The following is a 16,418-nucleotide window of genomic DNA, read 5'->3' as shown; positions in this document are numbered from 1 at the left end:
GCATTGAGCACGTACACCGTCGTCAACCCGGCCACGGAGGAGTCGATCGCCGAGGTGGAGCTCGCGGACCTCGCGGCCACCGACCGGGCGATCGCGCGGGCCGCCGAGGCGTACGAGACGTGGCGCCACGTCGCCCCCGCCGATCGGGCCCGGCTGCTGCGGCGCTTCGCCGCCGCCGTCGACTCCGCGATCGATGAGCTCGCCGCGCTCGAGGTCGCCAATGCCGGGCACACGATCTCGAACGCGATGTGGGAGGCCGGCAACGTCCGCGACGTCATCGAGTACTACGCGGCGGTGCCCGAGCGCCTCTTCGGCCGGCAGATCCCCGTCGCCGGCGGGGTCGACATCACGTTCCACGAACCGCTCGGCGTCGTCGGGGTCATCGTGCCGTGGAACTTCCCGATGCCGATCGCCGCATGGGGGTTCGCCCCGGCGCTCGCGGCCGGCAACACCGTCGTCCTCAAACCCGCGGAGATCACACCGCTCACGGCGATCCGGATCGGGGAGCTCGCCCGGGAGGCCGGCATCCCCGAGGGCGTGCTGACGATCATCCCCGGCAAGGGATCGGTCGTCGGGGAGCGCTTCGTCACCCACCCGGCGGTGAGGAAGGTCGTCTTCACCGGGTCGACCGAGGTCGGCAAGCGGATCATGGCCGGGTGCGCCGACCAGGTGAAGAACCTCACCCTCGAACTCGGCGGCAAGAACGCGAACATCGTGTTCGATGACGCCGACGTCGCCGCCGCTGCGGCCGCGGCCCCCGGTGGGGTGTTCGACAACTCCGGGCAGGACTGCTGCTCGCGGTCGCGCCTGCTCGTCCAGCGCGGCATCTACGACGAGTTCATGGCCGCGCTCGAGGAGGCTGTCGGGGACTTCGCCGCGGCCGACCCGACCCTGCCCGACACCGCGATGGGTCCGCTGGTCACCGCCGCCCACCGGGACAGGGTCGCAGGCTACGTCGCTGCCGGCGACGTCGCGTTCACCGGGACCGCGCCGACCGGGCCCGGCTTCTGGTTCCCGCCGACCGTGCTCACCCCGCCGACGACTTCGACGGTCGACTTCACCGAGGAGATCTTCGGGCCCGTCCTCTCGGTCGTGCCCTTCGACACCGAGGCGGAAGCCCTGCGGATCGCCAATGACACCGAGTACGGGCTCTCCGGGTCGATCTGGACGGCGAGCCTCGACCGCGCGATGCGCGTGTCCCGCGGTGTCGAGGCCGGGAACCTGTCGGTGAATTCGCACGCTTCGGTGCGCTATTCGACGCCGTTCGGCGGGTTCAAGCAGTCCGGTCTCGGCCGGGAGCTCGGACCCGACGCGGTCGCCTCGTTCACCGAGGTCAAGAACGTCTTCTTCGCGACCCAGCCGGCGGACTGAGCGACCGGCCGAGTCCACCCCACACCACACCAGTCACACCAGCCACACCAGAGCATCAAGGAGAGCAATGACCACTGCGGCAACCCGACTCAAGGACAAAGTCTGCGTCATCACCGGCGGTGCCTCGGGCATCGGGCTGGCCAGCGCGCGGCGCCTGGCCGAAGAGGGGGCGAAGGTCGTCATCGCCGACCTCGACGAGACGCGCGGGCCCGAGGTTGCCGAGGAGCTCGGCGGCCTGTTCGTCCGCGTCAACGTCGCCGAGGAGGAGGACGTGAGGAACCTCTTCGCCCGCACCGTCGAGCACTACGGACGCGTCGACGTCGCGTTCAACAACGCCGGCATCAACCCCACCGATGACAGTTCGATCCTCACGACCGACCTCGCCGCGTGGCAGAAGGTGCAGACGGTCAACCTCACCTCTGTCTTCCTCTGCTGCAAGTACGCGCTCGAGCAGATGGTCAAGCAGGGGTCGGGATCGATCATCAACACGGCGTCGTTCGTCGCGCTCATGGGGGCGGCGACCTCGCAGATCTCGTACTCCGCGTCGAAGGGCGGGGTGCTGTCGATGAGCCGCGAACTCGGCGTCGAATTCGCCAAACAGGGCATCCGGGTCAACGCCCTGTGCCCGGGACCGGTCAACACGCCGCTGCTGACCGAGCTCTTCGCCGCTGACCCGGTGCAGGCGCAGCGGCGTCTCGTCCACGTTCCGAGCGGACGCTTCGGCGAGCCCGAGGAGATCGCGGCGGCCGTCGCGTTCCTCGCCAGCGACGATTCGACGTTCGTCAACGCCTCGACGTTCACCGTCGACGGCGGCATCACCTCGGCGTACGTCACCGCGGAGTAGGACATGGGACCAGGCGGCGTGACGATCCTCGTCATCGAGCACGAGAAGGGCACCGGGCCGGAGCGGTTCGGTCAGTGGCTGGAGGAGGCCGGCGCCGAGGTGGTCGTCGTCCGGCCGTACCTCGGCGACGCGATCCCGGTCGACGTCGACGGTCACGGGGGCGGCGGCCTCGGCGACTATGCAGCCCTCATCGTCCTCGGTGGGGCGTCCGGTCCCCTCGAGGACGCGGACAATCCGTGGTTCCCGGAGGTGAGGAGCCTGCTGCGCCGGTCAGCCGACGGCGAGTTCCCGAGCTTCAACATCTGCCTCGGCGGGGAGCTGCTCGCCGCGGCCACGGACGCGCCGATCACCCGGCGAGCGCGCCCGCAGATCGGCATCTACGATCTGCACACCACCTCGGCGGGGGAGGCGGACCCGGTGTTCGCCGCCCTGTCGGGGATGACCCTGCCGTCCGTGCTCTTCCACCAGGAGGAGATGGCGCTGCCCGAGGGCGGAGAGCTGCTCGTCACCGGGTCGGACGCCCCGGTGCAGGGCTTCCGCGTCGGCGAGTTCGCGTGGGGCACGCAGTTCCACCCGGAGACGGACGCCGGCCAGATCCGGCGGTGGCTGCGTTCGGACGCGGTCGCACTGCCCGAGGGGAAGACGACGGACTCGATCGTCGCCGAGCTCGACGCCGCCGATGCCGAGCTCGTGCGCGTGGGACGCCTGCTCGCACAGAGCTTCGTCACGTACCTCAGGGAGCGGGGTTGACGTACCTCAGGGGTAGACGATCTTCTGGTCGGTGTTGCTGTAGCTGATCGAATCGGCCATCGAGCCGACGAGGCCCATCGTCACGCGCAGCAGCCCCGGTTCGACATCGTCGAGGGGCGGTGGCGTGTCGGTGCCGATGGTCACCGAATCCCCGCTCTTCGTCGTCGCGGTGATCGACCCGAGGTAGACGCTGACGTGGCCCTTGAGCGTCATCTGGTCGGCCTTCGTCACGAGCCCCGGTTCATCGGGCGGCCGCACCGTGAGTGAGAACCCGTCGATCGTGATCGACTCCGCGGTGATCTTCAGCGCGCGGATGCTCCCGCCGTCGGCCGTGGGCACGCTGACGATCGAGATCCCGCTCAGGCCGGTGAACGACAGCTTCTCCGATCCCATCGACGCGGGTGTCTTCGCGAAGACCGGGGCGTTGTCGTCCTCCTCCGCGTCGACGGGTGCCGTCGGTGTCGGCGACGGACTCGGTGACTCGGTGGGTGACTCGGTCGGTGACGGTGATTCGGTGGGTGATGGGCCGATCGGCGCTGGCCCGGTCGGCGCTGGCGACTCGGTGGGTGCGGGGTCTCCGGGTCCGAGGTCACCTGGTCCCGGTTCGGCTGGTCCCGGTTCGGCTGGTCCGGGCTCAGCCGGGCCGGGGGCCACCGGTGCTCGGGGCACCTGGGGCGTCGGTCCCGCAGCCGGACCGGGCAGAACGGGGCGCTCGCACGGTGTCAGCGGCGAGCAGAGCCCACCCGTCCGATCGACCGTCGTCGCCCCGGAGGCCTCGGGGGCTGTGGCCCCCACGGACGCCGGGACCGTGAGCGCGAGAGCAGCCAGGAGCAGCGCCGTCCGACGCCCCCGCGCCCTCATCCAGTCCCCTCATCGCTCGCCGTGGCGCGCGGTCCCATCCAGGCGACGACGAGTACGGCGCCGATGCTCGCCAGCAGCATGCCGAGGACGAATCCGCCGAGGTTGACCCCGACGAGCGAATAGATCGCGACGATGAGCGCGAGGATCCCGTAGAACACATGATGCGTCGGCATCGTGATCGCGAGGACGCCGAGGAGCACGAGCGCGATCGGGATGACCGTGGCCTGCAGGCCCTCGATGCCGAACTGGATCTGGATGTTACCGGTGTCGAGCTGGCCGGAGAAGAAGAGCTCGAGCCCGCCGAGGACGACGAGCACCCCGCCGATGAACGGCCGCTGCCGACGCCAGTGCCGAAAGCCCCGGCCGTTCTCGGCCGTGCGCGTCGTCGCGGCGATACGCGACTTCTCGGTGGCACGCGACTTCTCCGTGCTGCGGCGGCTGCGCCGCGACGGCGGTGCCTGCGCGTCCGGGGAGACTGCCGCGTCAGTGGTGGTGGCGGTGCTCTCGGTGTTGGTCGATGCCTCAGCCATCAGAAGCACGTCTTCGAGCCGTCGGTGAGCTCCAGCTTCATCCCCTTGAGGGTGAAGACGGACGCCTGGGTGCTCCAGGCCGTCTGCTCGAGGCCCGAGATCGCGATCGTATCGGCGTCCTGGGCGAAGTCGCCGGGCGAGCCCTTGGCTTTGGTCTCGACGTCCGAGGCGTCAACGCCGATGCGGATGTTCTCGAACTCGGCGTCGCCCTTGAGTCCGGTCATGCCGATCTGCAGATCGCTCGCGGTCGCTGGTTCGCCGTTTCCTCCGGCCGTGATGAGGACGCCGACCTTGCCCAGCGGCGTGTCGGTGACCGCAGACTGGCAGAGATCGTTCAGCTCAGCGCTCTTGATGTTCGCGATCGCGACAGTGTGGTCGCCGCCCTCGGTGTCCTTGGCGACACCGCCGTACTGGGAGAATCCGGTGCCATCGAGCTGGGAGGCGCTGATCTGGAACTGGCTGCCGGAGACGGAGAACGAGACGGGGACGGCACCCTGGGCGACCCCGCCCATGAGGCCGGCGGAGACGATGCCCGCGGGAATCGCGACGAGGGCGATGCGCCCTGCGTGAGTCGAGCCGAGTGCGCGCAGATGACGGAGCATGGGGAACTTCATTGATCCTCTTCCCGACGCCGACTGCAGCGTCGGCGCCTCGAATGTGACGTAAGTTACTACGGGGTGTTACTGCACGGTATAACGATCGTCGGCGGCAAATCAACACCCTGTTCGCGGGTCGACCGGAGCGCGGGCACCCCCGCCGAAACCGTGACATCCGTAGTGCCGGTGTGCGGATTCCGTCGGGTCCGCCGCGAAATCCGCACAGCCTCGGTGAGGGCATGATGACCGTCCGAGCAGTGATGATTCGCCCAGGTTTCGCCACTTGTTGCTCAGGTCACGTGTTGATAGCGTGAGACGCAGGCATGCGCGATCCGTCGCCCCAGACGGTGCTGTGGCATGCAATCGCGTCATCGGAGCCCACCCAGGGCACCGCGAGTCAAAGGAGTCCGATATGAGCAATTCAGTCAGTGCCGCGACCGGCTACCGGGTCGAGAACCCCGCGACCGGCGAGATCATCGAGCGGTTCGACACCGCGACGGACGAGCAGATCGGCCAGGTCATCGACGACGCTGCCGAGGCCTACCTCTCCTGGCGTGAGAAGACCATCGAGGAGCGCGCCGCGATCGTCAACAAGGTCGCCGACCTCTTCGGGGAGCGCAAGGAGGAGCTCGCGAAGATCATCGCCGAGGAGATGGGCAAGCCGATCCCCGAAGGCGTCGAGGAGGCCGAGTTCTCCGAGGCGATCTTCAACTACTACGCCGACAACGGACCCGAGTTCTCCAAGGACGAGGAGATCAAGTCGTTCTCCGGCGGCAAGGCGTTCATCCAGCGCCGCCCGGTCGGCGTGCTGCTCGGCATCATGCCGTGGAACTTCCCGTACTACCAGGTGGCGCGCTTCGCTGCCCCGAACCTCGTGCTCGGCAACACGATCATCCTCAAGCACGCGGAGATCTGCCCCCGCTCGGCGGCGGCGATCCAGCAGATCATGGACGACGCCGGTGTGCCCAAGGGCGTCTACAACACCGTCTACGCCTCGCACGACCAGATCGAGACGATCATCGCCGACCGCCGTGTCCAGGGTGTGTCCCTGACCGGTTCGGAGCGGGCCGGTTCGATCGTCGGTGCGCTCGCCGGCAAGTACCTCAAGAAGGCCGTCCTCGAGCTCGGCGGTTCGGATCCCTACATCATCCTCGACACCGACAACCTCGACGAGGCGGTCGACACCGCGTGGGGAACCCGTCTCTACAACACCGGTCAGGTCTGCAACGCGAACAAGCGCATGATCGTCATGGACGACATCTACGACGACTTCGTCGCCGGTCTCACCGAGCGCGCGCAGAGCTCGCAGAAGTCGAACCCGTCCGATCCGATCGAAGGCGGATACTCGCCGCTGTCCTCGCGCGCTGCCGCGGAGAACCTGCGCAAGCAGCTCGACCGCGCCGTCGAGCAGGGTGCGACGCTCGTCGGCGGTGAACTCGCCGACGACGGTTCGGCCTACATCACCCCGGCCGTGCTCACCAACGTCACCGAGCAGATGGACGCTTACCGCGAGGAGCTCTTCGGCCCGGTCGCGACCGTCTACAAGGTCTCGAGCGACGACGACGCCCTCAACCTCGCCAACGACACGGACTTCGGCCTCGGCGGCGCCGTGTTCTCGAAGGACGAGGAGCGCGCCGCGAAGATCGCACAGCGCCTCGACGTCGGCATGTCGAACGTCAACACCCCGGCCGGTGAGGGCGCGGAGATCCCGTTCGGCGGCACCAAGCGCTCGGGCTTCGGCCGCGAGCTCGGTCCCTACGGCATGGACGAGTTCGTCAACAAGCGCATGTACTACGTCGCCGAGTGACCACCTGGTGAACTCAGCCTGATCGGTCGCGCACCGATCACCGCGCGGGCGTCGCGCCGGGTCCGGGAGTCATCCCAGGGCTCGGTGCGGCGCCCGCGTCGCTGTGCGCTGATCGCTCGCCGCCGGATCCGGCGGCGTCAGGTCTCGAATTCCCAGTCGGCATCGTGAGGCAGCGACGGCACGGGCCAGCTCGGATCGGGCTGGAACGATTCATAGCCCGAGCCGAAGGGGAACCGCCACTGCTCCACATCGGCCACCGCACGCTGAGCGGCCTCGCGGATCGACGTGACGTCGGCGGAGGAGAACAGCCCCGCTGCCTCGGCGAATTCGAGTTCGTCCTCGTCCTTGAACCGATGCGTGCCGTCCGCGGTGACCACGAGATCGAGGACGAGATCGGAGGTCGTGATGCCTGAGCCGTCGCGGGTGAACGGAGCCTCGATGTTGACGTAGTAGGAATCGCGTCGTCCCGACGCGCTCTCGAAGAACCACACGGAGTGCATCGTGTCGGGTTGGAACACCGCGAGGATTCCCTTGCCCACCCAGGACCGCACCGCCTGCGCCCGAGGAGCCGTGAATCGTGCGGATCCTTCGGCGCTGCGCAGCTCCGAACCGTCCGCGAGGACCTGATGGAGCACGCGCGTTCCGGGTGCCAGCCACACCGCCAGATGCCGCTCGTCGTCGGCGACGACCGTGACAGGACGCTGATCGACGAGATCAGGGAAATCGGGGTTGATATAGGTCCACAGGATCGCGTCCCCGCGGTGCCATCGTCGGTCATCCATGCCTCCCAGTATCGCCTCCGAGGTGGATGCATCGCCTCCGAGGCGGATCCCGCTCGACATCAGCCCTGAATTCTGCGCTCATCTCCACCCTTTAGACTGCGCACTATGACGGAGCAGTGGACATCACGGTGGCACATCACCGGCAACGGCCAGGTCATCCGACAGTGGTCGAACAGCACGGACGCAGGCGAACAGGTGTTCCGGCGGATTCCCGCCGACCGCCGCCCCGAACTCTCCGAGATCGTCGCCCTCGACGAGGAGCTCAGCCGCTTCGACACTGTGTGGAGCCGGGTGACGATGGTCTTCGTCTGGCTCGGCGCACTCGCGATCCTCGGTGTGATCTTCGGGCTCTTCGGCCTCCCGATGTACGGCGTCGCCGACTCGATCTCGCTGGCCGTCGGCGTCACCTCGGTGATCATCATCGTCCTCATCCCCATCGCCGCGATCTTCATCATGCGCGCCCTGCGCTCCCGCGTCACCCGGCTCTACGCCGAGGCGGGACTGACCGACCCGCTCGGGATGATCGTTCCGGCCCCCGACGCCGAGATCATGGTCGGCGCCCCGAAGACCGTCTCCACGGACCCGACACCGGCCAAGGCGCCGGACATGAGCGCGCGCAGCCAGGCGGCCTGACCGCCTCGAGCCGCACGACCGACGGAGGTCCCCGTGCCCATCACCGCGAGCATCCTCGAGACCGCGGCGTCCCATCCCGACCGTCCCGCGATCGTCGGCGGCGACGACCGGCTCACCTACGCCGAGCTCGTCGCGGACTCCCGGGCCGTCTTCGCCGCCGTCGACGCCCTCCATCGCGCCCAAAGCGCCCCGCCGACACCGGCCCCGGAGGCCGCGGGCGTGCCGATCACAGCCGTGAGCCACACCTCGGCGTTCCTCACCGCCCGCATCGTCGCCGGGCTCGCCGGCTTCCGCGCGGTCTCCGCGACGATCGACCCCCGCTGGCCGCTGAGCCACCAGGTCGGGATCATCCGGGCCACCGGCATCGGCGTCGTCATCAGCGACTCACCCGCCCTCGCCGAGGCGCTCGCCGCCTCCGCATGGACCGGCACCGTCATCTCCGCGACCGCCTTCGAGGCCGCCGTCGCCGCCCACCGGTCCGATCCCGACCTGACCGCCCCGCGCGTGCGCGCCCCCGCGGAGCCCTTCCTCATGCTCTTCTCGTCGGGCACGACGAGCAACCCGAAGGCGTTCATCAAGACCCGGGAGCAGTACCGGGCGAACGTCGCCGTCTCCGCCGCCCACCTCGAACCGCTGCCGGGCGTCGCGACGCTCGCGCCCGGACCCGTGTCCTACAGCCTCACCCTCTACGCCGTCATCGAGAGCCTCGCGACCGGCGGCAGCGTCCACGTCGCCGACGAGTTCGACCCCGCCGCGATGGGTCGGCGCATCGCCGAGGAGAACGTCACCCGGATCGTCGCGGTGCCGGCAATCGTTCGGGCGCTCGCCGAGGCGGCCGACCGCGACCCCGAGCGTTTCGCCGGTCTCGACCTCGTCGTCACCGGGGGAGCGAACCTGCCCGCAGTCATCCGCGACCGCCTCGGCGCCGTTCTTCCCGACACCCGTCTCATCAGCTATTACGGGGCCGCGGAGATCGGATTCATCGGAGACTCCCGCGCCGGCGACGGCACGTGGATCACGATCTATCCGACGATCGGCGCACAGATCCGCGACGACTCCGGTTCCCCCGTGCCCGACGGTGAGCTCGGGACGCTGTGGATCCTCGCCGCCGCATGCTCCGAGGGCTACGTCACCGGCACGAGCACCGAGGTCCTCCGCGGCCCCGACGGCTGGGCCACCGTCCATGATCAGGGGCGGATGGCCGGTGGTCTCCTCCAGCTCGCCGGACGGGCCGGGGACATCGCGGTCACCGGGGGACACAAGGTCTCCCTCCCCGAGGTCGAACGGGCGTACGGCACCGTGCCCCACCTCGGCGAGGTCGTCGCCATCGCCCTCCCCGATGCGAACCTCGGCACCGTCGTCGCCCTCGTCATCGAGGACGGCGGCGACCGGCCGACGCCGACGCAGGAGCCGGAGTCGGAGCCGGAGTCAGAGTCGATGGCGGGCCTCCCGGACAAGGCGGCTCTCCTCGCGCACGGGCGGACCCAGCTCGCACCGCAGTTCGTGCCGCGGCGGTTCTACGTCCTCGATCAGCTCCCGCGCACGGTCGGCGGGAAGATTCGACGCGCAGAAACCGTTGACCTCATCGTGAACGAACAGGGACGCAGACTGTGAGGCGGCGACCGTGAGCGGTGACCGCCGCGCCGTCATCACCGGCATGGGCGCGATCACCCCGAGCGGGCTCGACCCCGAGAGCCTCTGGGACGCGGTCCGCGCGGGACGGAGCGCGATCGACGTCCTCGTCGGCGAGGAGTTCGCCGACCTCGCCGTGCGCATCGGCGGGCAGATCACGGACTTCGACGCCGAGGCGGTCCTCCCGCGAGCGCTCGCCCGTCGTCTCAGCCCGGTCCAGCACTGGGCGATCGCCGCCGGCGACCAGGCGCTGGCGCAGGCCGGCATTCCCGACCCTGCCGCGGCGCTGCCGTGGGACCGCGAGCGCGTCGGCGTCATCGCCGCCACCGGATCCGGACCCGTCGATGCCATGCAGGCCGCCACCCGCGCCCTCGACGCGGCGGGCCCGCGCGGTGTCCCGCTCACCCTCGCCATCCACGGCGCCCCCGATTCCGCGGCCGCCCTGCTCAGTCAGCGCTTCGACCTCCGCGGACCCGCACAGGGCGTGTCGGCCACCTGCGCGTCCGGGGCGATCGGCCTCGGCGAGGCGATGCGGCGCATCCGCCACGGATACGCCGACGCGGTCCTCGTCGTCGGGATGGAGGACTGCCTCGGACCGGTCAACCTCGCCTCGAACGCCAACCTCCGGGCCCTCGCCGCCGGGTACGAGGACGATCCGCATGCGGCGAGCCGACCCTTCGACGCCGCCCGGAAGGGCTTCGTCATGAGCCACGGGGCTGCGGCGATCCTCCTCGAATCCGCTGACAGCGCGGCCGCCCGTGGTGCCGCGGTGCTCGCCGAGCTCGCCGGGTTCGGAGCCGCGAGCGACGCCCACCATCCGACGAACCCGCACCCCGAGGGCCGCGGTGCGGCAGCGGCGATGCGCGCGGCACTGACCGATGCCGGACTCGAACCGACCGACATCGACCACATCAACGCCCACGCCACCGGCACCCCGGCCGGCGACCGAGCCGAACTCGCCGCCTTCGACGCCGCCCTCGGCGAGACCGCCCGCACGATCCCGATCAGCGCGACGAAGTCGAGCACCGGCCACCTCCTCGGCGCCGCCGGAGTCGTCGAAGCGATCATCGCCGTGCACACGATGCGGGATCAGACTCTGCCGCCGACGCTCAACCTCGGCGACCCGGACGCCGAGGGCTGGGACATCGTCGCTGGTCAGGCGAGGTCAGTGGGTGACGAGTCGCCGATCGACACCGTGCTGTCGACCTCCTTCGGCTTCGGCGGCCACAACGGCGCGATCATCCTCGCCCGGATCACCCCGTGAGGACTCGCCCGGATCACAGCGTGACAACAGAGAACAAGGAGAGACGATGACCGATCGCGAAGCCCACATCACCGAACTCGGCGAGCGCTTCCTGCCCGCAGAGATGCTCGAGCGCTTCCGGGAGCGCGCAGCTGTCACCGACCGGGAGAACGGCTTCTTCGACGCGGACCTCGAGGAGCTCAAGTCCCGCGGCTACCTCACGCTCTTCGTCCCCGTCGCCCACGGGGGACCGGGGCTGAGCCTCTTCGAGGTCGCCCGACTCCAGCAGCGCCTCGCCTCGGCGGCCCCGGCGACCGCGCTCGCCGTCAACATGCACCTCATGACCACCGGCGTCGTCAAGGCCTTGGCCGATCGCGGCGACGATTCGCTGAACTGGGTGTTCGACGAGGCGATGGCCGGTGAGATCTTCGCGTTCGGGATCTCCGAACCCGGCAACGACTGGGTGCTCCAGGGTTCGCACACCGAGGCGGTCCCGACCCCCGACGGCGGCTACGAACTCACCGGGGTGAAGATCTTCACCTCGCTGTCACCCGTGTGGACCCGGCTCATCGTCCACGGCGCGATCACCCCGGTCGACGACGGCATCGCCGGCCCCGACGGCGACGAGCCGGCGGAGGGCGAACTCGTCTACGGGTTCATCGACCGCGACGCCCCGGGAATCACCGTGTCGGAGACGTGGGACGTCCTCGGCATGCGGGGCTCCCAGTCGCGGGCGACGATCCTCGACCGCGTGCCGATGCGCCCCGACCGCGTCTCGCGGGTCATCCCCGCCGGTCGTCACCCCGACCTGCTCACGTTCGCGATCACGAGCAACTTCCAGCTCCTCATCGCCGCCGTCTACGCCGGCATCGCCGCGCGCGCCCTCGAAGTCGGGGCGGCAGCGCTGAAGACGCGGAGATCGGCGAAGTCCGGGACGACGTTCGCCGAGGTCCCCGAAGCCCGCGCCCGCCTCGCCGACGCCCACCTCGACTCCCTCACGGTGCCCGCGATGATCGACGCGTACTCCCGCGACTTCGACGACCTCGTCGATCACGGCGCCGGCTGGCCTCTGCGCCTCGTCGGTGCGCGGATCAAGTCCGCCGAGGTGGCCCGCCGCACCGCGGAGGCCGCCCTGCTGAGCACGGGCGGCAGCGGCTTCGACAACAGCCACGAGGCCTCCCGGCTCTACCGTGACGCGACGGCCGGGCTCTTCCACCCGCCGAGCCCCGACGCCGCCCGCCCGATGTACGCCGCAGTGCTTCTCGACGACTGAGCGCTCCTCGGCGACTGAGCCCTTGGACGACTGGGAATTCCCGCAAACATATTGACATATAAATATACGTGCATACGATTGGGGTATGGACGAGAAGCGGAACGAGTCGGCAGCTGTCACAGCGACGAACGACCGGTCGCGTGCGAAACCCGGCGATGACGGGCACGGCCACGGTCGCCTCGGCGGGCCTGCCTGGGAGCTCGGGTTCGCGATCACCTCCGGTGTCACCTACATCGCCGGAGCGATCTTCGAGTACTTCGTCCCCGGCGCACCCCTGACCCAGATCGCCATCCCCCTCTTCCTCGCGACGTACTTCTTCGGCGGGTTCTTCACCTTCGCCACGGCGATCAACTCCGTGCGGCACGGCCGGTTCGAGGTCGACTTCCTCATGCTCGTCGCCGCGATCGGCGCGGCCAGCGTCGGCCGGTTCGCCGAAGGCGCTGTGCTCCTCTTCCTCTTCTCCCTCGGTCACGCCCTCGAGGAGTACGCGATGGGACGGGCCAAGCGCTCGATCGAAGCGCTCGCGGAGCTCGCCCCGGCCACCGCGCTCGTGCGCATCGGCGATGTCGTCGTGGAGCGGCCCACCGAGGACCTCGAGATCGGCGATGTCGTCGTCGTGCGCCCCCATGCCCGCATCCCCGCCGACGGCTTCGTCGCCGTCGGCAACTCGGCCGTCGACCAGTCGGCGATCACCGGCGAGAGCATCCCCGCGGAGAAGTCCCCGGTCACCGACCGCACCGAGGCTGTCGACAACCCTGGTCGCATCGACCCGGCCTCCCGGGTGTTCGCCGGCACGGTCAACGGCTCCGGCTCCCTCGACATCGTCGTCCTCGCCGTCTCCGCGGACTCGACGCTCTCCCGGGTCGTGACGATGGTCCGCGAAGCCGATGACACGAAGAGCGCGACCCAGCGCTTCATCGACCGGTTCCAGCGCTGGTACGTTCCCGCCGTCATCGCGATGGTCCTCATCGTCCTCGCCGTCGGCTGGTTCGTCCTCGACGAGACGTTCGCCGACAGCTTCTACCGGGCGATGCTCGTCCTCGTCGCAGCGAGCCCGTGCGCGCTCGCCATTGCCACTCCCGCCGCCGTCCTCTCCGGTGTCGCCCGCGCGGCCCGGGCGGGACTGCTCATCAAGGGCGGTGGACCCCTCGAGACGCTCGGGAAGGTGCGCTCGATCGCCTTCGACAAGACCGGCACGCTGACCTGGGGACTGCCCCGGCTCACCGACATCCGACCCGCCGCGGGTGTCGAGGCCGACGAGCTCTCCCGCGTCGCCCTCGCCCTCGAATCCTCCGTCGACCATCCCCTGGCCACGGCGATCGTCACCGGGCTCGACCCGCAGGTGCCGGCCGCCGACCGGCTCGAGGCCGGCGACGTCGAATCGGTCACCGGTCAGGGCGTGACCGCGACGATCGCCGGGCAGCGCGCCGAACTCGGCAGCCTGCGGATGTTCTCAGGCGATCTCACTCCGGAGATCGAGGACCTCGTCACGCAGCTGCAGAACGCGGGCCGGACGATCATGGTCGTCCGCTGGGGCGGCCGGTTCCTCGGGGCCCTCGGCGTCATGGACGCCCCGCGCGCCGAGGCGAAGGCCGTCATCAGCTCCCTGCGGACCTCCGGCGTCGATGAGCTCGTGATGATCTCCGGGGACAATCAGCGCGTTGCCGACGCGATCGGGTCCGAGGTCGGCGTCGACACCGCCGCCGGCGACCTCATGCCCGAGGACAAGGTGTCGACGATCCGCCGACTCTCCTCGCAGGGCGACACTGCGATGGTCGGCGACGGCGTCAACGACGCCCCGGCCATGGCGAACGCCTCGGTGGGGGTGGCGATGGGGGCCGCGAGCTCGGCCGTCGCGCTCGAGACCGCGGATGTCGCACTGATGAGCGACGACATCGGCAAGGTTCCGTTCCTCATCAGGCTGAGCCGGGCCTCCTCGGCGATCATCCGGCAGAACCTCATCGCCTCCCTCGTCATCGTCGCCTTCCTCGTCCCCGCGAGCCTGCTCGGGCTGCAGATGGGACCGGTCGTGTTCATCCATGAGGGATCGACGTTCCTCGTCGTCCTCAACGCTCTGCGGCTGCTGCGGTTCGGCAACGGCGACGAGCACTCGGGCATCGCCCACGAGAACCGCCCCGAGCCCGCCCGGGCGTGAGCGGGTCTGCTGACCGGGGCGAGCCGCTTGCTAGACTGGGTGCCATGATCGATTCGATGAAACTGTGGAACCGCCGCTGACGGCGGCGGGACCGGTCTTCTCAACCCTCTGATCTCTCGTTCGCCGTCCAGGCTGATCGCCGGGCGGCTCCATTGTGCTGTCCGGCTCCATGACGAGCTGAGAGACTGCAATGCCACTGACTTCACCATTTCGACACATCACCCTTCCCGCAGGCGCGGCCGCGCACATCCGCGCTGAGAACCTCACCGTCGACCGCGGCGGATGCTTGGTCCTCGACGGCGTCGACGTCACGCTCTCCGCCGGCTCCCGGCTGGCCATCGTCGGCGAGAACGGGCGCGGGAAGACGACCCTGCTCCACGTTCTCGCCGGTGCGCTCGTTCCCGACGCGGGGACGGTGACCCGCACCGGAACGCTCGCGCTCGTCGAGCAGGAGCTCGACGCCGTGGGGGAGCGGACTGTCGGCGACCTCATCGCCGAGTCCATCAGCGACGAACTCGCGGCACTGGCGGCGCTCGAGGAGACGACCGCGAGGCTGGCCGGCGGTGAGACCGGGGCCGAGGACGACTACGCCGCAGCCCTTGACCGTGCGACGGGCCTCGACGCGTGGGACGCCGAACGGCGCATCGACATCGCCCTTGCCGGGCTGCACGCGACGACGGACCGAACCCGCACTCTGGCCAGCCTCTCGGTCGGGCAGCGCTACCGTGTGCGCCTGGCCATGGTGCTCGGATCGACCACGGACCTGCTCCTCCTCGACGAACCGACGAACCACCTCGACGCCGCTGCCCTTGACTACCTGACGACCCGCCTGCGGGAGCATCCCGGCGGGATCGCAATCGTCAGCCACGACCGGGCCATGCTCCGCGACGTCGCCATGACGTTCCTCGACCTCGATCCCAGCCGGGACGGGCGGCCACGCACGTACGCCGGCGGCTATGCGGGGTGGGTCGACGGGGTGCGACGCGAGCGGGAGAGCTGGGAGCAGGACTATGCCGCCGAGGTGGCCGAGCACTCCCGTCTCACGCAGGCCGCCGAGGATGCCCGGGGGCGCCTCTCCACCGGGTGGCGACCGCCGAAGGGCACGGGCAAGCACCAGCGCGCGACGCGGGCAGCCGGAGTCGTCCAGGCCTTCAACCGGCGAGTCGAGGAGCTCGAGTCCCACCGGGTGACGGTGCCGCAACCCCCGCTGCGCCTGTCCTGGCCGGTGTCGCGGACGCGCCCCGGGTCACCGATCCTCAGCGCTGACGACATCACAGTCGAGCGGCGTCTGACTGCGCCGGTGTCGATCGCTGTCGACGGCGGCGATCGGCTCGTGCTCAGCGGTCCGAACGGGGCAGGCAAGTCGACGCTGCTCGCGGTGCTCGCCGGACTGGTCACCCCGAGCACCGGGGTGGTGTCGCGGCATCCTGAGGCGCGGATCGCACTGCTGACCCAGGAGCCACCCGACTGGGACGCGACGACGCCGGCGTTCCGCATCTACGCCGAACACGTCGAACACGTCGAACACGTCGAGCGGAGCGCACGGGAGAATGGTCGGGCACGCGCGCGAAACGACGATGGCGCGCCGTCGCTGACGAGTCTCGGCCTGCTCGACTCGGCAGCGGCCAGGACGCCGGTCGGACGTCTGTCCCAGGGGCAGCAGCGACGCCTCCAGCTCGCGCTGTGCCTGGCCGAGCAGCCCGATCTGCTCCTCCTCGACGAGCCGACGAACCATCTCTCCGCGTCGCTCGTCGACGATCTCACCGATGCCCTGGGCACGACCGCCTCGGCGATCGTCGTCGCCACGCATGACCGGCAGCTGCGCGCTGACCTCGCGACATGGCCGCAGCTCGCACTCGAGTCCTCAGGTTCGGCGTGAGCGACGAAGTTCCGGACGCGGAGTGTCGATCTCGGTGACCAGAATCGACACTCCGCGTCCGG

14 protein-coding genes are annotated in these 16,418 nt (G+C 69.8%); 10 read left to right on the top strand and 4 right to left on the bottom strand.

Features of this window, described 5'->3' with window-relative positions:
- The first annotated feature begins 3 nt into the window (after window positions 1–3).
- From FFS20_RS03655 to FFS20_RS03645, 3 genes are all read left to right on the top strand, one after another.
- Window positions 4–1,371 carry an aldehyde dehydrogenase family protein gene (locus FFS20_RS03655; protein ID WP_137824573.1) on the top strand — a complete coding sequence of 456 codons (1,368 nt, stop codon included), beginning with the start codon at window positions 4–6 and terminating at the stop codon, window positions 1,369–1,371.
- 67 nt (window positions 1,372–1,438) lie between these two features.
- A complete protein-coding gene (locus tag FFS20_RS03650; protein WP_137824572.1) occupies window positions 1,439–2,215 on the top strand; it encodes a 3-oxoacyl-ACP reductase in 777 nt (258 codons plus the stop codon).
- Window positions 2,216–2,218: 3 nt separating this feature from the next.
- Window positions 2,219–2,965 (top strand): type 1 glutamine amidotransferase, encoded by a 747-nt coding sequence (locus FFS20_RS03645; RefSeq protein WP_137824571.1) that lies wholly within the window; start codon window positions 2,219–2,221, stop codon window positions 2,963–2,965.
- Between the two features lie 6 nt (window positions 2,966–2,971).
- Here FFS20_RS03645 and FFS20_RS03640 read toward each other — a convergent pair whose 3' ends face one another.
- From FFS20_RS03640 to FFS20_RS03625, 3 genes are all read right to left on the bottom strand, one after another.
- Window positions 2,972–3,358: a hypothetical protein gene (locus tag FFS20_RS03640; protein WP_137824570.1), complete on the bottom strand. Its 387-nt coding sequence runs from the start codon at window positions 3,356–3,358 to the stop codon at window positions 2,972–2,974.
- Between the two features lie 464 nt (window positions 3,359–3,822).
- Window positions 3,823–4,356, bottom strand: coding sequence for a DUF6114 domain-containing protein (locus FFS20_RS18055; RefSeq protein WP_181365643.1), 534 nt, complete (start codon window positions 4,354–4,356; stop codon window positions 3,823–3,825).
- Window positions 4,356–4,970 (bottom strand): DUF6230 family protein, encoded by a 615-nt coding sequence (locus FFS20_RS03625; protein ID WP_137824569.1) that lies wholly within the window; start codon window positions 4,968–4,970, stop codon window positions 4,356–4,358. Before FFS20_RS03625 ends, FFS20_RS18055 begins: the two co-directional genes overlap by 1 nt.
- Window positions 4,971–5,364: 394 nt before the next feature.
- Here FFS20_RS03625 and FFS20_RS03620 point away from each other — a divergent pair, with 394 nt between their 5' ends.
- Window positions 5,365–6,759 (top strand): NAD-dependent succinate-semialdehyde dehydrogenase, encoded by a 1,395-nt coding sequence (locus FFS20_RS03620; RefSeq protein ID WP_137824568.1) that lies wholly within the window; start codon window positions 5,365–5,367, stop codon window positions 6,757–6,759.
- A gap of 137 nt (window positions 6,760–6,896) precedes the next feature.
- On the opposite strand, the gene FFS20_RS03615 is transcribed toward FFS20_RS03620, so the two are convergent.
- Complete coding sequence (locus FFS20_RS03615) at window positions 6,897–7,541, bottom strand: DUF402 domain-containing protein (protein ID WP_171006967.1); 645 nt, start codon at window positions 7,539–7,541, stop codon at window positions 6,897–6,899.
- A gap of 105 nt (window positions 7,542–7,646) precedes the next feature.
- On the opposite strand from FFS20_RS03615, the gene FFS20_RS03610 reads away from it, so the two are divergent.
- The 6 genes from FFS20_RS03610 (at window position 7,647) to FFS20_RS03585 (ending at window position 16,356) form a co-directional block, all read left to right on the top strand.
- A complete protein-coding gene (locus FFS20_RS03610) occupies window positions 7,647–8,174 on the top strand; it encodes a DUF2207 domain-containing protein (protein ID WP_137824566.1) in 528 nt (175 codons plus the stop codon).
- Between the two features lie 33 nt (window positions 8,175–8,207).
- On the top strand, window positions 8,208–9,788 hold the full coding sequence (locus tag FFS20_RS03605) for a class I adenylate-forming enzyme family protein (RefSeq protein WP_137824565.1): 1,581 nt from the start codon (window positions 8,208–8,210) through the stop codon (window positions 9,786–9,788).
- Between the two features lie 10 nt (window positions 9,789–9,798).
- Window positions 9,799–11,070, top strand: coding sequence for a beta-ketoacyl-[acyl-carrier-protein] synthase family protein (locus FFS20_RS03600; RefSeq protein ID WP_137824564.1), 1,272 nt, complete (start codon window positions 9,799–9,801; stop codon window positions 11,068–11,070).
- A 46-nt stretch (window positions 11,071–11,116) separates the two neighbouring features.
- Window positions 11,117–12,322 carry an acyl-CoA dehydrogenase family protein gene (locus FFS20_RS03595; RefSeq protein WP_137824563.1) on the top strand — a complete coding sequence of 402 codons (1,206 nt, stop codon included), beginning with the start codon at window positions 11,117–11,119 and terminating at the stop codon, window positions 12,320–12,322.
- An 85-nt stretch (window positions 12,323–12,407) separates the two neighbouring features.
- The gene (locus FFS20_RS03590; protein WP_137824562.1) at window positions 12,408–14,477 is read left to right on the top strand and encodes a heavy metal translocating P-type ATPase; all 2,070 of its coding nucleotides are present in this window, start codon (window positions 12,408–12,410) and stop codon (window positions 14,475–14,477) included.
- A gap of 190 nt (window positions 14,478–14,667) precedes the next feature.
- Window positions 14,668–16,356, top strand: coding sequence for an ABC-F family ATP-binding cassette domain-containing protein (locus FFS20_RS03585; protein ID WP_137824561.1), 1,689 nt, complete (start codon window positions 14,668–14,670; stop codon window positions 16,354–16,356).
- Window positions 16,357–16,418: the final 62 nt, after the last annotated feature.

It is taken from the genome of Brevibacterium sp. 2SA (genome assembly GCF_005502845.1).
Lineage (GTDB): Bacteria > Actinomycetota > Actinomycetes > Actinomycetales > Brevibacteriaceae > Brevibacterium.
The sequence above is the reverse complement of the archived record's forward strand: the minus strand, read 5'-3'. Positions and strand labels throughout refer to the sequence as shown.